This is a genomic window from Amycolatopsis sp. (assembly GCF_035276945.1).
Classification (GTDB): Bacteria; Actinomycetota; Actinomycetes; order Mycobacteriales; family Pseudonocardiaceae; genus Amycolatopsis_E.
On the sequence record NZ_DATELF010000142.1, the window covers coordinates 1 to 20,415 of the forward strand.

Below are 20,415 nucleotides of genomic sequence, written 5' to 3' on the forward strand. Positions count from 1 at the left end.
CACCCCCAGAAGACACAGCGGTCTGGGAACTTGCCCCCAAACCGGATCTGGAGGTCGCACCTTCAGAAGACACAGCGGTCTGGGAACTTGCCCCCAGGCGAGGTCCGAAGGTCGCACCCCCAGAAGACACAGCACTCTGGGAACTTGCCCCCAAACCGGATCTGGAGGTCGCACCTTCAGAAGACACAGCGGTCTGGGGGATCGCATCCCCGGAGGGCAGAGCGGTCACCGGCCGGGCGACGATGACCGGGCAAAGCGCGTAGGACATCAGCGCCTGGCTGGTGGAGCCGAGCAGCATGCCGGCGAGTCCCCCGCGGCCACGGCTGCCGACGAGGATCAGTTGCGCCCGGTCGGCCAGGTCGAGCAGTACTTCCGCGGCGCGGCCCCGGACGACCGTGCGCCGCACCGCGACGTCGGGATACTTCTCCTGCCAGCCCGCCAGCCGCTGGGCGAGCAGTTCGGCCTCGTGCTGCTCGGCCGCGGGGCGCTCCGCCGTCCAGCGGGTTTCCTCGAACAACGCGGCCAGGAACGCGTCGTCCCAGGCGTGCACGGCGATCAGCGGGACCCGGCGCCAGGACGCCTCGTCGAACGCCAGCGCGATGGCGGCTTCGCTCGCGGGTGAGCCGTCGACCCCGACGATTACCGGGCCGCCGGCGGGCGGTGCCTCCTCGGCCACGTGCGGGCGGACCAGCGCGACCGGGCACTTCGCGTGCGCGGCCAGCGCGATGGACACCGAGCCGGCCAGCACGCGGCCGAGCACCCGGATACCGGGGGTACCCAGCACCAGCAGCGCGGCCGACTCCGACTCGGCCCGCAGCGCCTCGGCAGGCCCACGGTGCCTGAGTTCCAGTTCGACGCAGATTCGCGGGCCGACCTCGCGCGCCACGTCCCTGGCCTCCCGGAGCAGCCGGTGCCCCCGTTTGCGGAACAGCCCGGGCACGTCGTCGGCGAACGGCAGCGCTCCCTGCCAACGGGACGAAAAGCCGTCGAAGGCGTGGATGAGCCGGAGCGTCCGGTTCCGTTCCGCCGCTTCCCCGGCCGCCCAGCGAACCGCGTTCAGGGCCGAACGCGACCCGTCCACGCCCACGACGACCGGGCCCGCGGTGCGCTCCGCCATCGGACCTCACTCCTCCCGTACCGGCCTTACCTCGAAAACTAGGCGAAAACGGGAGTGCACGACCACGGCCCAATGTCCCTGGCGAGCGGGGACCTTCGCCCTCACCTGGCAGGAATGGCCGTCGGATGGGACACGGGATGGCAGCGGGTCTCACCCCCTACCCGGACAGTATGCCCCCGGATCGACACCTGTACGCCCGATTACCGGACCAACCGCGAACCGGCCAGTTCGTCGGAGTTCAGCAGTTCTTCGCCGTAGAGATCCTGCAGCCAGTTGGTCTGGTAGATCGTGTCGAGGTAGCGCTCGCCCAAATCCGGAGCGATGGCGACACTGGTGAAACCGGGCTCGTCATGGCGGGCGAGCCAGTCCATCGCGCCGCTGACCACCGTACCGGTGGAGCCGCCGAACAGGAAACCGCTGCGGGCCATCCGGTGACAGACCCGGATGGTGTCCGCCTCCGCGACCCGGATCACTTCGTCCACACAGGACTCGTCGAGCATCGGCGGGCGCACGCTCGTACCCAGTCCGGGAATCATCCGGCGGCTCGGGGTGCCGCCGAAGGCGACCGAGCCGACACTGTCCACCGCGACGATCCGGACCGGCCGGTGCCAGTTCCGGAAATACCGCGCGCAGCCCATCAGCGTGCCGGTGGTGCCCGCCCCGACGAACAGCGTGTCCAGTGCCGGGAACTGGCTTGCCACCGCCGGTGCGGTCTTGCGGTAGTGGGCCTGCCAGTTGTACGGATTGGTGTACTGGTTCGGCCACACATACCGTTCGTCGGAGGCGCACAGCGCGCGGACGTAGTCGATGCGCGGGCCGAGGAACTCGCCGTTGGCGTCGGGTTCGGCGATGACGTGCACCTGGCTGCCCAGCGCCTCCATCAGCCGCCGGGTCGTCAGGTTGCACCGGGAGTCGGTCACGCACAGGAACCGGTAGCCCTTGCTCGCCGCGATCATGCTCAGCGCCACGCCCAGGTTCCCGGACGAGGACTCGACGATGATCGACCATCCCGGGGTCAGCGCGCCATCCCGCTCGGCAGCCTCCACCATCTCGGTCGCGGCCTTCAGCTTGATCGAGCCGGCGAAGTTGAAACCCTCACACTTCAGGTAGAGCGAGTGCCCGAAGATCGGCTGGAGGTCGACATAGAGATCCTCTTCGTTGAAGTCCTGGGGAACGGAAATGACTGGCACCATGGCCTCCTCATCTGCACTCATCCGTACCGGCGCAGTTCGTGGAAGAAGTCGTCAACGACGTGCAACTGTCCTGACCGGGCTATCTGGTCGTAGACGTATTTGCCGACGGCGAGGTCGAGCACGCCGAGGCCGAATGGTGAGAACACCAGGGGTGTGCCGGTGGGCACGGTGACCTGCCCGGTGAGGACGTCGTTGAGGGTGCCGAGCAGGAAGTCCCGGGTCCCGGTGCGTTGCTCGGCGAGGTGGGGCGAGGTGCCCGCGGTGAGGCAGTGGTCGACGTCGTCGACGATGTTGGCGGCGGTGAGCACGATCTCGGGCGCGAGGTCGCGCAGCGACACGTGGAGGACCAGCGGGTTGTGCCCGAACCACGAGGTGTCGGTGATGTGGGGCTGCCCGGCGACGGTGGCGAACACGACCAGGTCGCTGGATCGGATCAGCGAGCCGGGGCCGGTGTGCACGGTGATCCGGCCGGGGTGGCCGGACTGCTCGAGGTAGCCGCGGAAGCCGGCGGCGCTGCCGGGATTGGTGTCGTGCACGCCGATCTCGTCGAACGACCAGCCGGTGCGGCCGAGGAAAGTGTGGATATAGCGGGCGATGAGCCCCGTGCCGACGAACCCGGCCCGTGCCGGCCGCGGCCTGCCACGGGTCAGCCAGTCCGCGGCCAGCGCCGCCGACGCGGCGGTGCGGGTGGCGCTGATGATCGAGCTTTCCAGGCAGGCGAAGGGATAACCGGTGTCGTGGTCGTTGAGGATCAGCACGGCGGAGGCGCGCGGGATGCCGGTCGAGGTGTTGTCCGGGAAGCTGGAGATCCACTTCATCCCGTCGACCCGGACGCGGCCGCCGATCGAGGCGGGCAGCGCGATGATGCGGGCGGACGGGCGGTCGGGGAACCGCAGGAAGTACGACGGCGGGTTGACGGAGTCACCCGCGCCGTGCAGCCGGTAGGTCTCCTCGACCACCGCCACGATCTCCGGCTCCCGCCCGTGCAGCGCCTGCCGTACCTGAGCTCCGGAGATCACCGCGAACGGCGGCACGGTGACCGGCTCGGCGAGGGATTCGCTGGTGGAGGGCAACGTGGTCATTCCGGGCTCACCTCGACGGTCGGCGAACAGTCGCTGAGGTGGACCGGATCGCCCATCCCGACCAGCACCTCACGGGGGCCGTCGTAGGGATCCCGGCTGTGCGCGGTGCGGATGTTGTCGACCAGCATCAGGTCACCCGCCTGCCACGGCTCCCGCGCCGTCTTGGCCTCGTAGATGTCGTTGAGCAACTGCACGATGTCTTCACCGATCTCGTCGCCGTTCCCGAACCGGGTGGTGAACGGCAGCCCTTCGGGGCCGTAGACGTCCACCAGGTACTCCCGTACCTCGGGGGCGAGCGTCCATTCGTTGAGGAACGCGATCTGGTTGAACCAGCACCGCACGCCGGTGACGGGATGGCGCACCAGCGCGCTGCGGCGCTGCCAGGTCCGCAGCCCGCCGTCGGGCTGCCACGCGAACTCGATCGCGTTGGCGCGGCAGTAGTCCTCGACCTCCTGGGGGTCTTCGGTGCCGAACGCCTCCCCGACCGAGGCCCCGATCTCCTCGGTGAAGTTGCGGACCAGCAGCCAGCCTTCCCGCTCGAACCGCGCCACCAGGTCCGGCGGCAACGCGTCCAGCACGGCGGGCGAATCGGCCACCCCGGTCGCCCCGCCCTCGCTCGGCGCGCCCAGGCAGGCGAACAGCATCAGGCCGGGGAAGTCGAGGCGATAGCTCAGTTCGTGGTGCATGCACATCGGCTGGTTGGGTGGCCACTTCGCCGACGAATACACGCCGTCGGCGTAGACCCGCCGCTCCGCGAAGGCCTCCTTCTCGGTCATCAGGCCGGCCAGTTCGTGGAAGACCGCGATCACCTCGGCCGCGTGACCCAGTCCGAGACCGCGGAGGAGAACGGAGCCGTGCTCGGCCACCACCGCACGCAGCCCGTCGGAATGCCCGGCCACCCAGCCCACGGAGTCCGGTGTCGCCACGGACAGCATCGGCGGCTTACCGGGTCGCAGATCCAGGTCGAACACGGACGCGGGGGTCGAGGAAGACATGCCTTTCTTTCCTTTCAGTCGCCGGTCAGCAGGGACGCCGGCGCACCGCGGTGTCCGGCCCTGCTGTCGAGCAGCCGGGCGAGGTCGGCGAGGACCGGGTGGCGGGTGACGTCGTTGAGGGACAGCGCCCGGTTCAGGGTGATCACGAGCTTGACTGCGGACAGGGAACTGCCGCCGAGGTCGAAGAAGTGGTCCCACCTGCCGATCCGCTCGCGCGGGATGCCCAGCACCGTCGCCCACGCGGCGCTGAGCCGCCGCTCGGTCGGAGTACCCGGGGCGTGGTAGTCCTCAATCGTGTTGTCCGGGGGTGCCACCGCCAGGCCCCCGCTGGGGGCAGGCCCCCAGGCCCCCAAAGCGAGTTCCCCGGCGAGCCTGGCCAACTCCTTCCGGTCGATCTTGCCGTTGGGCGTGAGCGGAAGGTGTTCCCGCCAGTGGACGGCCCGCGGAACCATGTAGGCGGGCAAGGACCTTCCCAGCCTGTCCCGCACCGTCTCCGCGGAGATCGGGCGGGGACCGCTGTAGAAGGCCACCAGGTACTTGCCCCGGCCGGGGCGCTCGGCGACCACCACCGCCCCGTCGCGGATCTCGGGCACCCGCGACAGCGCGTTCTCGATCTCGCCGATCTCGATCCGGAAGCCGCTGATCTTCACCTGGCTGTCCCGGCGGCCCAGGAACGCGAGCCTGCCCCCGGGCAGCCAGCGACCGTAGTCGCCACCGCGGTAGAGCCGGTGGCCCTCGCGGTGCGGATCGGTGGTGAAGGCCAGCCGGGTGCGCTCGGGATCGTTGACATACCCGCGGCCGACGCACACGCCGGAGAAGACGATCTCACCGGGTGCGCCGAGCGGCACCGGCATCAGGTGCTCGTCCACGATGTAAACGCGGACGTTGTGGATCGGGCGGCCGAGCGGGATCCGGTCACCCTCGGGCGCTTGGTCCATGACCTCGTGGTTGGTGTCGTCCGAAGTCTCCGTCAGGCCGTAGGCGTTGACGAGCTTGACCTCGGGCTGGGCGGCGAACCAGCGTCGCGCGAGCTCGGCCTTCAACGCCTCCCCGGTGACCGACACCGTGTGCAGGTCCGGCAAGGCGCGAGACTGTTGCTCCAAAGTAGACAGTACGACCTCCAGATAGGACGGAACCACCTGGAACACGGCGACCCGGCCGGCGGCGATGGTGTCGACGAACCGCCTGGCGTCGAGGATCACGTCCTGCCCGACCACCAGGGTCGAGCCGCCGACCAGGAGCGCGGACACCAGTTGCCACAGCGAAATGTCGAAGCACTGGGGCGCGGTCTGCGCCACCACCTCGCCCTCGCCGATCTCCAGGTCGCCGATCTTGGCGTGGATGTGGTTGAGCATGCCCGCGTGCTCGCACATCGCGCCCTTCGGCTCGCCCGTCGAGCCGGAGGTGAAGTAGATGTAGGCAAGCTGCTCGGGTGCGACCCTGATGTCGAGGTTGCCGGTGGCGTGGCCCTCTTGGTAGGCCTCGCCGACGAAGAGGGTTTCGACGCCTGGGAGCGAGTCGAGGGCCTGGTCGAGGGTCCGCGTGCTGCCCGTTTCGGTGATCACGAGCCGGCATCCGGCGCGCCGCAGGGTGGCGGCGATGCGTTCGGGCGGGAAGTGCGGCTCGATCGGCAGGTAGACGCCACCGGACTTGAAGATCGCGAGAACCGCGGCCATCCAGTCCAGATCGCGCTCGGTCACCACGGCCACGACCTGCTCCCGGCGCAGCCCGCGCGCCAGCAACGCCCGCCCCAGCCGGTTCGCGCGCGCGTTGAGTTCGGCGTAGGTCCACGTGGTCTCGCCGTGCACCGCCGCCACGGCGTCCGGGTGGGCCCACACCCGCCGCTCGAACAACTCGTGCACCCGCCGGCCCGGCAGCTCCCGCCGCGGCCCGGCCAGATCCTCGAGTTGGGCCTGCACCTCCTCGGCCGACAACAGGCACTGCCGCCGGTGCTCGGCGTCGAGATCGGTGGCCATCAACTCCAACGCGGCCACGTGATACCCGGCGATCCGCGCCGCGCAGTCCGCGTCGAGCACGTCGGTCCGGTACCGCAACCGCAGCACCAGCCGGCCGCGCGTGCGAGCGATCCCCAGCCACAGCACGGTTCCTCCGGCCAGATCCCCGTCACGGTGCTCCCCGGGGGCAAGCCCCCAGTCCCCGGCCGGGAGCGAGCGCTGAGGCCCCCTTTCCGCGAAGGACGGGTCGAACACGGTCTCGAACCTCGGCCCGGTCAACCCCAGCTCGCGCTTCAGCTGGCCGACCGGAAAGTCCTGATGCGACGACACGGCCACCGCGGCCTCACCGGCCGCCAGCAGCAATGCCCGCCACGACGCCGGTTCCGTCGTGAGCGGACACGGCAGAGGCGTGTCACCGGCGACATAACCGGTCACCACGTCACGCTCCCCCGACAGCACGGCGAGGACCTTCGCGTGCGCGGCCAGCAGCACGGAATCCACCGGCAAGCCCAGCCCGTCCGCGAGCCGGTCCACGGCCGTCAGGAGATCGGCGGGCACCACTTCCCGGTGCTCGGCGGCACCCGGCACCGGATCCACCGTCCATCGTGGAATCACGCTGGATCCGCCCGCCGCGAGCACACCGCGCCAGAACTCCCGATCGGCATCCTCCGACATGTCCATCGCCTCCCCTTCACCTCGCCTCGATGTTCCTGGCCGGATTTCCCGCCCACCTGGCGTGCGCGGGGATTTCCTCGCCCTTCATCAGGAAGGAACCCGGGCCCAGCACCGCGCCGTCGCCCATCGTCACGCCATAGTGGACGAACGAGCCCGTCTCGAGTGTGCAGCCCGCGCCGATCCTGCTGTAGCCGGACTTGAAGGTGCCGTCCTCCTGGGAGTGACACTGGACGGTGCTGCCCATGTTGAGCGTGCCGTAGTCGCCGATAGTCACCAGGGACTTTTCCGGCATGGCACAGCCGTCGTCGAAGACCCGCCTGCCGACCCGGACCCCGAGCAGCCGGGAAATGACGTTCTTGAACGGCGTTCCGGCGAACAGCGAATCGAGGGTCGTCGCGAGCTTCCAGAAGCGCTCGTGCCACCAGAAATAGCGGTGGTAGATGGAGCAGAACTTCGGGGTCATCGGCCGGAACCGCGCGACGCCTCGTTCGACCAGGACGAAGTAGACCACCGTGTAGAGCGTGGCGGAAAAGAATTCCACCGCGATGCCCACCACGCCCGAATGCCGGTAGAAATCGGCCGCGGCGAAGAGCAACAGCATCAGGCCGAACAGGTAGGCCCAGCGCAGCAGCAGGAACCACGCCATGGAGCGAAGGTTGTACTTGTTCTTGGCGGCGAGGTTGCCGCGCAGCTCACCGGCGCTCTTCAGGTGGTCGAATCTGCTGTCGCGCTCGACCGAGCGCGGAATCCGGAAGCTGGGCGCGCCCAGCAGCCCGGTGTTCTTCCGGGCTTCCCCGTCGAGCGGGACCATGACCATGGTCGCGAGCAGGCAGTTGTCGCCCGTCCTGCTCTGGGCGGGATAGGCGATCCCGTTCCCGAGGAAGTTGCACGGCCCGATTCTCGCCCGCGTCAGGCGGAAGGAGGTGCTCGAAAAGTCGGCGTTGATGATCGACAGCCCGTCGGCGATCATCGTTCCCCTGCCGACCGAAACCAGATACGGGTTCTCGTGCTTGAACACCGTGCCGAAGTTCGAGCCGGTCTGCTCGACCTGCGTGAGGTCGTAACCCAGGCAGCGCAGGTAGTGGACGATGTAGGAGCTGTCGCCGAAAAGACCGGTGAACAGTTTGACGTTGGTCAGCCTGCCGATCACCAGGTGGATCCAGTAGTGGAAGCCGTACAGCGGATAGTCCCGGTCCGGCTTGATCATCAGGTTGAGGGCGCGAGGGACGCTGACCACGACGAGCAGGCCGACGAGCACGAAGCCGAAGAAGCCCACGGATGACACGATCAACGCGTCACGGTAGAAGGTCCAGCTCGTGAAGGCCAGCGGCGCGGTGTCCAGGACCGAGGTGAACTGGGGGAACTCGGCGAGCACGAGGCCCGCGCCGCCGAAGGTCAGCGGCAGGTACACACCCAGCACGCACAGCAACTGGAGGACGCCGTGGCCGGCTCTTCTCAGCCGGCCGCGGCCGGCCGGGCCCGCCACCTGGTAGTCCACTTCGGCCCGCTGCGCGGGCGAGCCGTTCCAGGTTTCGCCGTCCGGCACCGACTGTCCCGAATGGAGCGAAGACGCGTGCCCGAGCTGGGCGCCGTCACCCAGTGAGGTCCCGATGTCGAGCACGGTCGCCTCACCGACGAACGCGTTCCGGCCGAGGGTGACCGGACCGGTCTGGATTATCCCGGCGCGGGCCCGATAGCCGTTGAAGTAGGAGTCCTTGCGGATGACCGTTCCGTCTCCGATCGCCAGCAGGTCGGTGCAGACGGGCACGTTCCGGGAGAAGATCGCGACTCCCCGGCCGATTTTCGCGCCCAGCGCCCGCAGGTAGAGCACGTACAGTGGCGAGCTCGCGCTCGTGTGCGACCGGCCGCCGATGAGCAGGAGCAGCGGGTTCGCCCTGACCAGCGTCTTGACCACCCAGAAACGGAAGTACGCCAGGCTCCAGATCCGGATCTCCCTCGGCCGCCACCGGCCGATCAGGACCCACTTCGCCAGAATCGGCAAGGCACACAGGGCGATGAAGCCCGCACCGCCGAACATAACCGCGCGCAGGTAGCCCGCGACGAAACCGGGCGCCACGGAAATCCAGTCGTAGGCGCGGGCGACAATGACCGCACTGAGGAAGGAATATCCGAGGAAAGTCAGCAGCTGCAACGTTCCGCAGAGAAAGTACTCGCGGTCGCGCACCGGTGCCGCGGCCTCGGCCGGGGGTGCCGCGGCCGGGGCGGGTGCGGCACCGGCGAGCGCCGTGGCCAGGCTCCGGATCGTCGGATGCCGGTAGACGTCCTTCATGGACACCGGCGGCAGGCCGGGCCGTTTCCTGACGCGGGCGCAGAAATGGGCCATGACCAGCGAGTCGGCACCCAGATCGGCGAAGAAGTGGCGGTCGGCCGCCACCTCTTCGACACGCATGACCTCGGCCAGGATCTGGGCGAGGACCTTCTCGGCAGGGGTCGCCGGGCCGGCGGACTCCTCCTCCGTGACCGGAGATCCGGCCGGCCCGGCTCTCAGCACCTCGACGGAATCACTCATTTGCTTCGACCACATTTCCTTTCCGTCGTGACGTCGCCGTGACAGCCGCGGCGCATTTCCTCCGGGGCAGGCACGAACCGTCGCCAAACCGGGACGGGATTTCAAACCGATGACGCCATTCCCACTGCCAGAACGGCCGTTGGTTCTACCGTGAACTCACGCCGGAAATATTGCAACTCGATCAAACCTTCACCATTACCGTCTACCGCCCCCACCATGCTCGGTCCGGCGCCGCCGGGGTAGGCGCACCTCGTGTTCCGCCACGCCGGCCCGCGTTTCCGCGGCGACCTTCCTGCCCCCGTCCGGGAACGGACATCCAATGCTGTCAACTGGGCCCGGATCGTGACCCACCCGTTGGGGGTGAAACGCGGGGACGGTTCGTATCGGCGCTCCGCCGGTTTTCCTGACACCGTTCTGTCACCAAGGGCGGCGATGTGTCCTGGTTCCCCCGTGCCGCCGCGGCGAAAATGTGAACGGCAGGGCAGCGAGACCGGGGGCTGGGCGAACGATGGGCGGGACCGAGGGGACACACTCCAGCTGGCTCCGGCCACCGTCGAAGCCGCTCCCTTACGAGCTGCGCGATCGCTGGGTGGACGCCCGCGCCGGCCGGCGGGACGGCCGCAAGCGGCTCGTGCAGGCACCGGATCCCGGAGCCGGCCGGGTGAGCGCCGACACTCCGTGGATCCGGGCCCTCACCGAACTCACGAGGGACCGGATCGCCGCGGAAATCCAGGCCTACACCGCCGAACTCGCCGAGCGCAACGAGCTTCGGTCGCGAGCGGCGATCCCGTTCATGGCCCTCGTCGACGAGGTGAACCAGGCGGCGCGACTGCTCGCCGAAGCGGAAGAGGAACCGGAACCGCCCAGGCTGCGGCTCGTCGACGGGAAGCATCCCGAAGGCTTTGTCCAGGCCCGGCGCAGGGCGGCGGCCGCCCGGCGCCGGACGAGAGCCGAACAGGACTACGTCGAGCGGGAACGGCGGCTCGCCGAAACGACACAGGACATGCTCGTGCGCGACCACGCTGTCGAAGCCCTCGAAGAGGTCGTCCGGCTGCAAGTCCGGCGGGTGCACGCGCACGGGCTCCGGCGGATCAACACCTATTGGCGGCATTTCGTCGGCGCGCATCCCGACGGTGCGGCCGTCAACGAGCGGTGCGCGCCGCTCGACTTCCCGCTGCCGGAGTGGACCCTCCAGAAGTCCTTTCGGCCCAACTACCCGCACACGTGTTCCGGAAACACAGAAGGAAAGCCGTGAACTGGAGAAGCCTTTCCAAGTGGCGGGCCGGCCACCGTGACCGACGCATCGAGGAGCTCGGCGGCGTGCCGCTGGCCGGGCTGACCGCCCGGCGCGGCACGGGCACCCTCGGGTTCCATCCGTCCGATGTGGACAAAGAAGCGGCGCGGCGGCAGGTCGCGAAGATGGTCGAGGGCATGGCGCCCGACGCCGTCGACGAGGCCACCGGCGACCGGCTGGACAACCTGGTCAACACCTGGGAAGACCAGTGGCTGACCGGGGTCCAGCAGGAGTACGCCAGCTACCGGGAGCAGGCCGGCAAGCTCGCCGGGGAGGAAGCCGCGATCCTCGCCCAGCTCGACCCGATCCGGGCGGGCGACCGTGACGAACTGGCCAAGGCGAAGGCGCGACTCGACGAGGCCGGACACGGCGATCCGTCCGGCGGCGCGAGGGGACTTTCCGGGTACCTGATCGCGCTCGTCTTCGCGGTCGGCGCGGACATGAGCGCGTTCTTCCAGGTCATCGAGCTGGTGCTGCCGGACCAACCGGGCTGGATCGCGCTGCTGCTGGTCTGCGGGTTCACCGCGATCGTGCTGACGCTCGCGCACTTCGCCGGCACGACGCTGCGCGACCGCAAGGCGAAAGTACCGTGGATCCCCGGCGCGGCCGCCATCCCGTTCATCCTCGCCTGGCTCGCGATGGGCCTGCTGGCCGCCTGGGTCCGGTGGAAGTTCGGCACCACGCCCGCGCACGGCGGCGGGTTCCTCCTGGATGGTCCCGCGGGGGAAGGCATCTCCCGTGATACGGCTCCGCTGCCCGCCGCCCTGTTCCTCGCGCTGTATACCGGCAGCGGGCTGGTGACGGGTTTCTGGGCCTACCTCAGCCACAACCCCCGGCAGCGTGCCTACCGGAAGGCGGAGAAGGCGCACCAGCTGGCCGCTGTCCGCGCGGGGGTGAGCGATCTCGCCCACGCCAACCAGATCACCCGCTGGCAGGCCCAGCTCGACGCACGCGAGGCCGCCAGGACCGTCCTCCACGCCGAACGGGCCAACCGCCGGGCGTTCGCCGCGGAACTCAAGGAGGACGTGCGCAGGCTGATCGCGAGCAAGATCGGAGATCCCGCGGTCACCGACGCGATCCTCGCTGGAGACGCCCGGCCCTACGACTTCCGGCCGCTCTATCCGCATCGTGACGACGAAGACCGGCCCGACCGCGAGAGTGCTTGACGGGGAGGAAGTTTCCATGCACCGCACGATCTTGTTCGCCGCACTGGCCGTGATCCCGCTGGCGCTTTCGGGCTGCGACGGCTCCGAACCGCCCTCGCCCGCCTCGCCGGCTCCGGCGTGCCGGGCGGTGCGGAACACGCCGGTGGCCCTGGCCGTCGGCGCACGGGCCAATGTGCCGAAACCCCAGCTGCCGTCACAGGTCGGCGACCTGATGCGGGACGCGGCCGGCGCACACCAGCAGCTCTCGCTGATCCGTCTGGACGGCCGTCCCGAAGTCGTGTTCGACCAGCGGCCGCCGGAGCCGGCCAAGAACGGCCCCGCGGACCAGCAGCGCACGAACGACTACCTCACCGCGGCCGAGAAGGCGGCCGCGGACGGCCTCCGCGCGCGGACCGCGGAGGCGGACGTGCTGGGCGCGCTCACCCTCGCCGGCCGCGCGACGCAGGGCGGCGGCACGATCGTCGTCGTCGATTCGGGACTGCAAACGGTGTATCCGCTCAACTACGCCCAGGACCGGCTGCTCGAAGCAGAGCCGTCGGACGTGACCGCCTTCCTGCGGGACCACACCTTGCTGCCCGACCTGCGCGGCCGTACGGTGTTGCTGGCCGGTTTCGGCAACACCGCCGCGCCCCAGCCAGACCTGGACAACCGCCTGCGCGCCAGGCTGGTCGCCACGTGGCGGGCCATCGCCGAGGAGAGTGGCGCCGCCTGTGTGGACGTGCTGGAGCAGGCCAACACCGCAAAGTCCGAAGTGGACAGCCCCGCGGTGAGCGTGGTCCCGCTCCCGCCGCCGCCCCAGCCGCCGGCCCCGTGCGGGACGGTCGCGCTCGGCGAGGACGACAACATCTCCTTCCAGCCGGACACCGCCACCTTCCGGGATCCCGGCGGGGCTCGTGAAACCTTGCGGAAGTTCGCCGAACTCCTGCGCGACCCGCGGCGCAGCGCCGAGCTGACCGGGACCACGGCCACGCAGGGAACCGTGTCCGGGCGGATCGCCCTCGCCACGCACCGAGCCGAAGCGGTCAAAGCGGTGCTGGTCGAACTCGGGGTGGCGGGCGAGCGGATCACCACCCGCGGCGCCGGCTCCGACTGGCCGGGCCACGTGCCCGACCTCGGGCCCGACGGGAAACTGCTGCCGGGACCGGCCGCGCAGAATCGTAAGGTCGTCGTGGCCATCACGTGCGCGTGACTCCCTTGCGATACGGCCCGTTCGAACGCTTGGCGGACTGGTGGCACGGCTGGCGCGACGGCAGGGCCGGCATTCCGAGGCCGGCTCGCGGGCCGCTGTCGACGCCCCACCGGGACGTGCTCGTCACCCGCGCCCGCGAGGCCTTCGAACGTGAATGGATCGAGCGCGAGGCGGGCTGGGCCGGCGATCAGCAACGGCTCGCCGCGAGCGTCACCGAACTGGCGCAGGCCGAGCGTGAACTGGCCCGGGCGGAAGCAGAACTCGCGGAACTGCCGCCCCGGCCGACCGGGGAGGAACTCACACGCCGCAGGCTCGGCGAGGCCCAGCGGCCCGAGCGCATCGTCCGGCTCCGCCGGTTCCGGGAACACGCCGGGCGCCGGGCCCAGCTGAAGCGGGAGGTGCGGGCCGCCCGCGCGCGCGTGGACGAGGTGGAGCAGGAGGTGGCGGCGATCCGGGACCTCCTGGAGCGCCACGCACTGGTCGCGCTCGCGCGGGTGCGGCGCCTCCACGAGTACACCCACCTGCGGCTCGCCTCCTACCGGCGGCGGCTGGTGCGCGGCCACCGCTACGGCCCGCTGGTCAACCAGGCCATGGACATGCTCGACCCGCGGTTTCCCGAGTGGGCACGGGAAACCGGCGACGAAGCCGGGCCCGTGCCGGACTCGGAGACCGCTCAGCCCCTGCCCGAACCGCCGGGCGAGACCTACCCGATCTCCGACCGGCTGGTCATCGGCGCCGACGAGGGCAAAGCCGACGTCGTCATCGAGGGTTACGACGTGGGCGCCGAACACGCGGTGGTCGAGCGGAAAGGCGGCCGGCTGCTGTTGCGCGACCTCGGACACGGCAGCGGGACCTTCCAGGGCGGGGTTCCGGTGTCGCACACGCATCTCGTCCCGGGCGACGTCTTCGACATCTCCGACTACCGTTTCCAGGTCGGCGCGGACGGCCTCACCCTCGTCAAGACGCGGCTGGGCACCTGTGATCTCGTGGTGTGCGACCTCTCCGCGTCCGCGCGGATCAAGGACCAGGTGGTGCCGAGGCTGACCAGGATGTCGTTCACCCAGCGCGCGGGGACCGTGCTGGCCATCGTGGGGCCTTCCGGCGGAGGGAAGAGTTCGCTGTTCTCGGCCCTGCTGAAGGAACTGCCGTCGAGCGGGGACATGTACTTCCGCGGCCTGAACGTGCACACCCACCTGGACCAGATCCGGCCCCGCCTGGGCTTCGTGCCGCAGCAGGACAGCCTGCTCCCCTCGCTGACGGTCCGCCAGACGCTCACCTACGCCGATCGCCTGCGCGCTCCCTCGGACGTTCCGCCGGACCCGCCCGCCGCCGAGCCGCCGCACGTCGTCGACGTCTGCCGCCGGCTGGACATCGAGCGGTGCCTGGACAAGACGCTCGACGAACTCTCCGGCGGGCAGCGGAAGCGGGTCTCGATCGCCGTCGAGATCCTGGCCCAGCCCCACCTCCTCATGCTCGACGAGCCGACCTCGGGCCTGGACGCCGGAATGGACCGGGACGTCATGCGGATTCTGCGGCGGATCGCGGCCGAGGACTGCACGGTCATCGTCGTCACGCATTCGACCGAGCACCTGTTCCTCGCCGACCAGGTCGTCGTGCTGGGTTCCCAGGGGCGGGTCGTGTTCAGCGGCCGGCCCGCGCGATTACCCGAGGATCTCGGCCGGCACGACTACGCGGAACTGATGAAGGTGCTGGCGGCGTCCCCCGAAGCACTGGCGGAGAAGTATCTGACGAGCCCCGAGGCGGAGGAGGCACGGCGTGCCGCCAAAGTGGCGAAGGAAGCTTCCGGGACACGCACACCGGAGCGTGCTCGCGGTTCGTTCACGGTTTTCCGCCACCAGGTGCCCGTGCTGCTGTCCAGGCAGGTCGCCCTGGCCCTGCCGGTCGCCGCCGCGCTTCGCGCGAAGACGGAGAACCAGCGGCGTAAGGCGGCGGCGACCGCGCTGATGCCGTTCGCCGTGGCCGGTCTTTCCGCGTTCCTCGCCGCCTTGGTCGCCTCGGCGCCGGGACTCGGCCAGGGCAGCCCGGACGCGCCGGTCGTGCTGAGCGTGCTCACCACCTTGTCCGTCCTAACCGGACAAGCCCTCACCTACAGCAACCTGGTGGAGGAAGGCGAAGTCATCCGCCGGGAGTGCCGGACCGGCATGCTGCCCTGGGCCGTGGTGGCGGCGAAATGGCTCGTCTTCGCCCTGGTGGCACTCGGCCAGTCCGCGGTGGTGACGACCGTGTTCGTGCTCGCCCGGCCCGGCCCCGCCCACTCGGTGACCGGCCTGTCCCCGCCGGTCGAGCTCTTCACCGACCTGGCCATGACCAGCGTCGCGGCCCTGTCGCTGGGGCTGCTGATCTCGGCGTGCTGCCGGGAACTGAAGCAGGCCGTCACGGCCGCCTCGTTGACGGTGATCGCGCAGGTGGTGCTGAACGGTGTCACCAGCACCTTGTCGGACCGGCCGTGGTGGAACTTGCCCGCGATGCTGCTGCCCGCCCGGTGGGGGCTCGCGGCGTCGGCGTCTTCGATCGACCTGCCCGCGATCGCGCCACTCACCCCGGCGGACGCGTTGTGGCGGCACACGCTGGGCCAATGGCTGACCGACCTCGGCGCGCTCGGGTGCCTGACGGCGCTGTTCGTGGCCGGCGCCACGGCCGTGCTCCGGCGCCGGCTCGCGCCACCGCGGCGGAGGTGACCGGCGAATTGTTTGGTTGTTTCCCGGTTTCCCGCCCGGAAGGAAACAGGAAATCCCTTTCCCGGCCCGCTTCCGCGTGTGATTCTGGTGTTGCCGCCGGCGGCAGTACCGAATCCCGCTTGCCGCACGGAAAGGAGAGTCACGAAAAATGGAGCCGAACCTGCTGTTCCGCTGACTTGCCGGAAAGAACCGGTTTCCGGGTAGCGCGCCACCGAGGGGGGCGCGCTACCCGGTTATTCCCATTGAATGCCGTAACCGCAACCCGGCAGGAGGTCGTGGAACTCCGCCCGCACCTCGCCCGCCGCGTCCGGCATGAGCCGATCCGGGCCGGGCAACCGGTCGTCGATGACCCGTGGCGCCACCCCGTCGACCCGCCAGACCCTGCCCGGCAACCGGTTCCGGTCGAACCGCACGACGAGGGAGAAGTTCCGGCAAGTCCGCAACGGCACGCAAACGTAGTGCTGGGCCATTGTCTGGCCCGCCGGAATACGGGCGATCATCCAATAGTCGTGACGCTGTCCCCTGGCCAGCACGCCGGCGAGCGCGATCTCGTACCGGAAATTGCTCCCGGTCCGCTCGTGCCGCTCCAGCAGCCCACCGGAAACAAGCTCCAACTCCAGGTCCCGTTGCCCGGCCGCGTCCACGGCCGGGCGCGGGACGTTGGTGGAATGCACGATTTTCCGCAGTTCCGGGACCGTCGCCACGATCGTCCGTTTCTCGATCGCCTCCGGCCTGCCCACATCGAGCCGGACGATGGCCTCGAACATGTCGACATACCAGCCGTCTCCCCCGAGCCCCGCGCCCGAGGCCATGCCGGTGGCCGCGGCGGCGTTGGCGGCTATCTGGCCGAACGCGTCGTCGATGCGCCGCCGGACGGTCCGGCTGTCGACCACCCACTCCCGCGCCAGCCACGACATGCGCCGTTCCAGTTTCCGCTCGGCGGCGGGTGGATGCAGGTTCAGCGCGACCCGGGCGGCGAGCCGGAACTCCCCGGAGAGGTCGCCGTTCAGCAGCGTCTCCAGGTACTTGATCACCTTGCCGCGGAGCGCGGCCCCGTCGTCGGTGCGGGCGGCGCACAGGTCCCGGAACTCGGCCGACGCCCGTTCGTCGAGATCGTCGGCGTACACGCCGGCCCCTTTCCGAAAGCGGCGCAAACCGTCCAGCACCACTCTGTGGACATCGCTCACCTCGTGCCCCACTCTTTTTCACCGGAGTCCCATGTCATGGGGGAGGAAGCCACATGAGCCTCGTCTTCGTCAACTATCGCGTCGCCGACCAACCGCTCGGCGCCGCCGCGATCCACGACGCGCTCGCGCGGCGGTTCGGGGCCGACCAGGTCTTCCGGGACTGCGTGTCGATGCAGGCCGGGGAGCACTATCCGACCGAACTCCGGCAGGCGCTGGAAAAGGCGAACCTGCTCGTCTCGGTCATCGGGCCGCACTGGCTCACCGTGGCGGAGGCGGGGACCGGGCTCCGGTTGATCGACCGGACCCGCGACTGGGTGCGCGGGGAGCTCACCAGGGCGTTCCAGCGCCGGATTCCCGTGCTGCCGGTGCTGCTGGACGGCGCGGAGCCGCCCAGGGCGGACCAGTTGCCGGAGGGCATCACGCAGCTGGCCCAGATCCAGGCGATGGAAGTCAGCCAGCGCCGGTTCGGCGACGACCTGGAACGGCTCGCCCGCCGGATCGTCCAGCTGGTGCCGAAACTGGTCGTGCCGCGCCTGTTCGTCCCGCCGCCCGAGCCGCCGGGCGCGTTCGCGGCGCCGAGTACCCTGCTGCGTCCCGAATACACCGTCGTGCCGTTCGCCGGGCGCGCCAGGGAGATCGCGGATCTCCGTGCGTGGGCCACCGATTCGGTCTCGGCCTCGGCCCAGTTGGTGGTGGGTCCGGCCGGTTCGGGCAAGACCCGTCTCGCCCTCCGGCTGTGCGAGCAGCTCGTCGCGAGCGGCTGGCTGGCCGGGATCGTCCAGGGCCGGCCGCCCGCCGCGCAGATCCGCGACACCAGCGCGATCGACCGGCCGCTGCTGATGGTCGTGGACGACGCGGAAACACGGGCCGATCAGCTGACCGCGCTCGCCGCCGCGATCGGCGACCGGTCCGCGGTCAAGCACGCACCGGTCCGCCTGCTGCTGGTGAGCCGGGCCGAGGGCGGCTGGCTGGACGGTTTGCGCGCGCACGGGGACAAGCGTGTCGCCGAACTGTTCAAAACAATCGGGCGCTGGTCGGTGCTCAGGTTGTCCGCCACGGATTTCGGGGCGCAGTACGTCGCCGCCAAGGCCGCGTTCGCCGAAATCCTCGACCTGCCGGATACCGAAGGCGGCCGCCCCGCACAACTCGGGACGCTCCTGGACGTCCACGCGGCCGCCCTGCACGACGTGCTCGGCGGAACCCCGGCCGACGCGCCGGTGGCCGCCCTGGCGCGGCACGACCGGCGGCACCTGCGCGGATTGCTGCGAAGCGCCGGACAATCAGACCTGGACACCGCCGGTTTCGCCACGATCGCCGCAGTCGCCACCCTGTGCGGACCGGCCTCGGCGGAGGAGGCGGCGGCGCTGATGGAACGCCTGCCCCACTTCCTTGCCGCTTCGCCCGAGAAGTACGTGGCCTGGCTGCACCTGTGCTATCCGGGACCGCACCCGCTCGCGCCGATCCAGCCGGACGCACTCGGCGAAGCCATGGTGGCCGCCACCTTGGCCGCGCAACCGTCACTCGCCGCCACTCTCGCCGCCGTCTGCCCGGACGAGCAGATCGTCAACGCGCTGACCGTGCTCGGTCGCGCCCTCCCCCGCCGCCCGGACCTGGCCCAAGCCGTCGTCGACCTCGTCCGCGTCGCGCCGGCGCACCTGGTCACCCTCGGCGTGGACGTCGCCATCCGTCTCGAAGAGCCCGAGCCCTTCGTACGCGCCCTCGGCGTCGCGATCGGCGGGCGCCGCCTTTCCACCGACGACGTGTTCGTCCTGATGAACCGGCTGCAAACGAGAAATCCGGTTTTCAATCCGCTGCGGGGCGCGTTGATGACGGAATATGTCGAAGTCTTCGCGAAACCGGTCGCCGGCGAGGCGGGCCAGAATACGCCCGTGCCTCCGGGTTTGGCGGGGTTGCACCAGCTGGGCGAGCGGCTCACCACGTTGATGACGGACGCCTTCGTCGGCTTCGTCGATCCCGGGTCGGGCCGTTTCCCCACCGGTCCGGAAGGGGAGAGCATCGTGCCGCGGAACCTGCTGGACATCCTGCGCCGCCTGACCGTCGACGGCACCTGGTTCCCGGACGACAAGGAGGAGTGACCCGTCGGAGCGAGTGGACTTGACCAATCGAACCGGCACGAACACGACCGGTTCGCCATGCGGAGGCAGGGAATTCAGCCGTCGGGGGCCAGGCCGGACACGGCGCCGGCCAGGAAATCCTCTGGTTTCATCTCTCGAAATGTGCCCCGAAATGTGACTTCCGATGTCCGCCCGTGTCCGTTGTGTTAAAAAGTGTTGATGCGAAACATACTCATAAGTAACTCGGCGGCGAGTCGGCTCCCCCGACCCCATCCAATCCTTGCGGCGAACCCATGAAGGCAACCGTCTTCCGCACCACCGCGATCGCCGCGCTGGCCCTGGTGTCGGCGCTGGACACGGCGACCACGGCGTCCGCCGCGACCCTGAACGTCACCGCAACCTGCAGACCACGGCCGTCGGAATGACGGTGAACTCCACGAATGACGTTCAGCGTCACCGTGACCCAGCCGGCATCGGTCGCCTCTGGCGCCGCGTTCACCCTGCCGGCGCTGCTCCTCGACCTGAAGGCCGGCACCTCGGGGAGCACGTTCACCCCGAAACTCGCCGGGACCGGCTACCGCAATCTTGGCCGGACCTTCACCCCGACGGCGACCGTCATCGGTGTCCCGGTCAGCGGCAGCAGCGCCGGCTACCCGAGCCCGGTGCTCGGCACGACGACCGTCAGCTGAACCAGTCGGGGCTCCCGTGGATATCGGGGGGCCGGGACCACTGGAGCCCCGACTCACCCAGTTCGGGTGAAACCGGTGGCGCCATCTATCGCCGGCTCACGCTGTTGGGTGAGAGTGCGGCATGAAGCGGATCATCGCCTGCCTGGGGCTCGCGGCCGCGACCGCGGCGTGCGCGAGCCCGGAGGTCGCCCTCGTCCCCGTGCCGGTGATCAGAACCCAGGGAGAGCCGTGGTCGGTCAACGGTGCCGTGTACACCGTCGACTGGGCCGCCGGACCGGGCGGTCTCGAAATCGACGTCCGGGTGGACAACAAGGGAAAGGACCGGGCGCACTTTCCCGATCCGGCCGTCACCTACGACGGCAACGCGGTCGCCGTCTCCGGCTGGACCCAGCCACTCGGCGGCGCGGAGGTGGCACCGGGACAACTCGCGAACTTCCGCTCCTCTTCCCCCGCTCCGCGTCCGGGTGGGACGGTGCGGGTCGACGTGCTGACCTACGTCGGTTCGACGAGTGCGCGCGCTCACTGGATCGGCATCGTCGGCCCTCCACCGTAACAAGCCGCTACGGTGG

At 69.9% G+C, this 20,415-nt stretch carries 15 protein-coding genes; 8 read left to right on the forward strand and 7 right to left on the reverse strand.

All coding sequences use genetic code 11. The annotated features are described in order from the left end of the window. The 6 genes from VJT49_RS24630 to VJT49_RS24655 all read right to left on the reverse strand — a co-directional run. Window positions 1-1,117, reverse strand: a 1,117-nt coding sequence (locus tag VJT49_RS24630; protein ID WP_324167284.1) for a universal stress protein, incomplete at its 3' end; no start/stop codon positions are given. A gap of 200 nt (window positions 1,118-1,317) precedes the next feature. Beyond that, a complete protein-coding gene (sbnA, locus tag VJT49_RS24635) occupies window positions 1,318-2,307 on the reverse strand; it encodes a 2,3-diaminopropionate biosynthesis protein SbnA (RefSeq protein WP_324167285.1) in 990 nt (329 codons plus the stop codon). Window positions 2,308-2,327: 20 nt separating this feature from the next. Continuing rightward, window positions 2,328-3,392 carry a 2,3-diaminopropionate biosynthesis protein SbnB gene (gene sbnB, locus VJT49_RS24640; protein WP_324167286.1) on the reverse strand — a complete coding sequence of 355 codons (1,065 nt, stop codon included), beginning with the start codon at window positions 3,390-3,392 and terminating at the stop codon, window positions 2,328-2,330. Next, window positions 3,389-4,387: a TauD/TfdA family dioxygenase gene (locus VJT49_RS24645; protein WP_324167287.1), complete on the reverse strand. Its 999-nt coding sequence runs from the start codon at window positions 4,385-4,387 to the stop codon at window positions 3,389-3,391. Before VJT49_RS24645 ends, sbnB begins: the two co-directional genes overlap by 4 nt. Before the next feature lie 14 nt (window positions 4,388-4,401). Beyond that, window positions 4,402-7,023 (reverse strand): amino acid adenylation domain-containing protein, encoded by a 2,622-nt coding sequence (locus VJT49_RS24650; RefSeq protein WP_324167288.1) that lies wholly within the window; start codon window positions 7,021-7,023, stop codon window positions 4,402-4,404. 10 nt (window positions 7,024-7,033) lie between these two features. Continuing rightward, window positions 7,034-9,547: a Pls/PosA family non-ribosomal peptide synthetase gene (locus tag VJT49_RS24655; protein WP_324167289.1), complete on the reverse strand. Its 2,514-nt coding sequence runs from the start codon at window positions 9,545-9,547 to the stop codon at window positions 7,034-7,036. A gap of 589 nt (window positions 9,548-10,136) precedes the next feature. Here VJT49_RS24655 and VJT49_RS24660 point away from each other — a divergent pair. The 4 genes from VJT49_RS24660 to VJT49_RS24675 are packed head-to-tail and all read left to right on the forward strand — an operon-like array spanning window position 10,137 to window position 15,895. After that, window positions 10,137-10,802 carry a hypothetical protein gene (locus VJT49_RS24660; RefSeq protein ID WP_324167290.1) on the forward strand — a complete coding sequence of 222 codons (666 nt, stop codon included), beginning with the start codon at window positions 10,137-10,139 and terminating at the stop codon, window positions 10,800-10,802. Then, window positions 10,799-12,007: a hypothetical protein gene (locus VJT49_RS24665; protein ID WP_324167291.1), complete on the forward strand. Its 1,209-nt coding sequence runs from the start codon at window positions 10,799-10,801 to the stop codon at window positions 12,005-12,007. Before VJT49_RS24660 ends, VJT49_RS24665 begins: the two co-directional genes overlap by 4 nt. 16 nt (window positions 12,008-12,023) lie before the next feature. Next, the gene (locus VJT49_RS24670) at window positions 12,024-13,196 is read left to right on the forward strand and encodes an OmpA family protein (protein WP_324167292.1); all 1,173 of its coding nucleotides are present in this window, start codon (window positions 12,024-12,026) and stop codon (window positions 13,194-13,196) included. Further along, window positions 13,193-15,895: an ATP-binding cassette domain-containing protein gene (locus VJT49_RS24675; protein WP_324167293.1), complete on the forward strand. Its 2,703-nt coding sequence runs from the start codon at window positions 13,193-13,195 to the stop codon at window positions 15,893-15,895. The genes VJT49_RS24670 and VJT49_RS24675 overlap by 4 nt, the downstream gene beginning before the upstream one ends. Before the next feature lie 233 nt (window positions 15,896-16,128). On the opposite strand, the gene VJT49_RS24680 is transcribed toward VJT49_RS24675, so the two are convergent. Continuing rightward, entirely contained in the window at window positions 16,129-17,022 is an 894-nt protein-coding gene (locus VJT49_RS24680; RefSeq protein ID WP_324167294.1) for a hypothetical protein, read from the reverse strand. A 113-nt stretch (window positions 17,023-17,135) separates the two neighbouring features. On the opposite strand from VJT49_RS24680, the gene VJT49_RS24685 reads away from it, so the two are divergent. The 4 genes from VJT49_RS24685 (at window position 17,136) to VJT49_RS24700 (ending at window position 20,399) form a co-directional block, all read left to right on the forward strand. After that, on the forward strand, window positions 17,136-19,178 hold the full coding sequence (locus VJT49_RS24685; protein WP_324167295.1) for a toll/interleukin-1 receptor domain-containing protein: 2,043 nt from the start codon (window positions 17,136-17,138) through the stop codon (window positions 19,176-19,178). A gap of 272 nt (window positions 19,179-19,450) precedes the next feature. Beyond that, window positions 19,451-19,582, forward strand: coding sequence for a hypothetical protein (locus tag VJT49_RS24690; RefSeq protein ID WP_324167296.1), 132 nt, complete (start codon window positions 19,451-19,453; stop codon window positions 19,580-19,582). A 15-nt stretch (window positions 19,583-19,597) separates the two neighbouring features. Further along, window positions 19,598-19,846, forward strand: coding sequence for a hypothetical protein (locus VJT49_RS24695; RefSeq protein WP_324167297.1), 249 nt, complete (start codon window positions 19,598-19,600; stop codon window positions 19,844-19,846). A gap of 121 nt (window positions 19,847-19,967) precedes the next feature. Further along, entirely contained in the window at window positions 19,968-20,399 is a 432-nt protein-coding gene (locus tag VJT49_RS24700) for a hypothetical protein (protein ID WP_324167298.1), read from the forward strand. Window positions 20,400-20,415 lie beyond the last annotated feature (16 nt).

Coding starts and splice junctions, on each gene's coding strand:
- VJT49_RS24645 (WP_324167287.1), bottom strand. CDS start 4,387: ATGTCTTCCTCGACCCCCGCGTCCGTGTTCGACCTGGATCTGCGACCC.
- VJT49_RS24655 (WP_324167289.1), bottom strand. CDS start 9,547: ATGAGTGATTCCGTCGAGGTGCTGAGAGCCGGGCCGGCCGGATCTCCG.
- VJT49_RS24695 (WP_324167297.1), top strand. CDS start 19,598: ATGACGTTCAGCGTCACCGTGACCCAGCCGGCATCGGTCGCCTCTGGC.
- sbnB (WP_324167286.1), bottom strand. CDS start 3,392: ATGACCACGTTGCCCTCCACCAGCGAATCCCTCGCCGAGCCGGTCACC.
- VJT49_RS24700 (WP_324167298.1), top strand. CDS start 19,968: ATGAAGCGGATCATCGCCTGCCTGGGGCTCGCGGCCGCGACCGCGGCG.
- VJT49_RS24670 (WP_324167292.1), top strand. CDS start 12,024: ATGCACCGCACGATCTTGTTCGCCGCACTGGCCGTGATCCCGCTGGCG.
- VJT49_RS24650 (WP_324167288.1), bottom strand. CDS start 7,023: ATGGACATGTCGGAGGATGCCGATCGGGAGTTCTGGCGCGGTGTGCTC.
- VJT49_RS24685 (WP_324167295.1), top strand. CDS start 17,136: ATGAGCCTCGTCTTCGTCAACTATCGCGTCGCCGACCAACCGCTCGGC.
- VJT49_RS24690 (WP_324167296.1), top strand. CDS start 19,451: ATGAAGGCAACCGTCTTCCGCACCACCGCGATCGCCGCGCTGGCCCTG.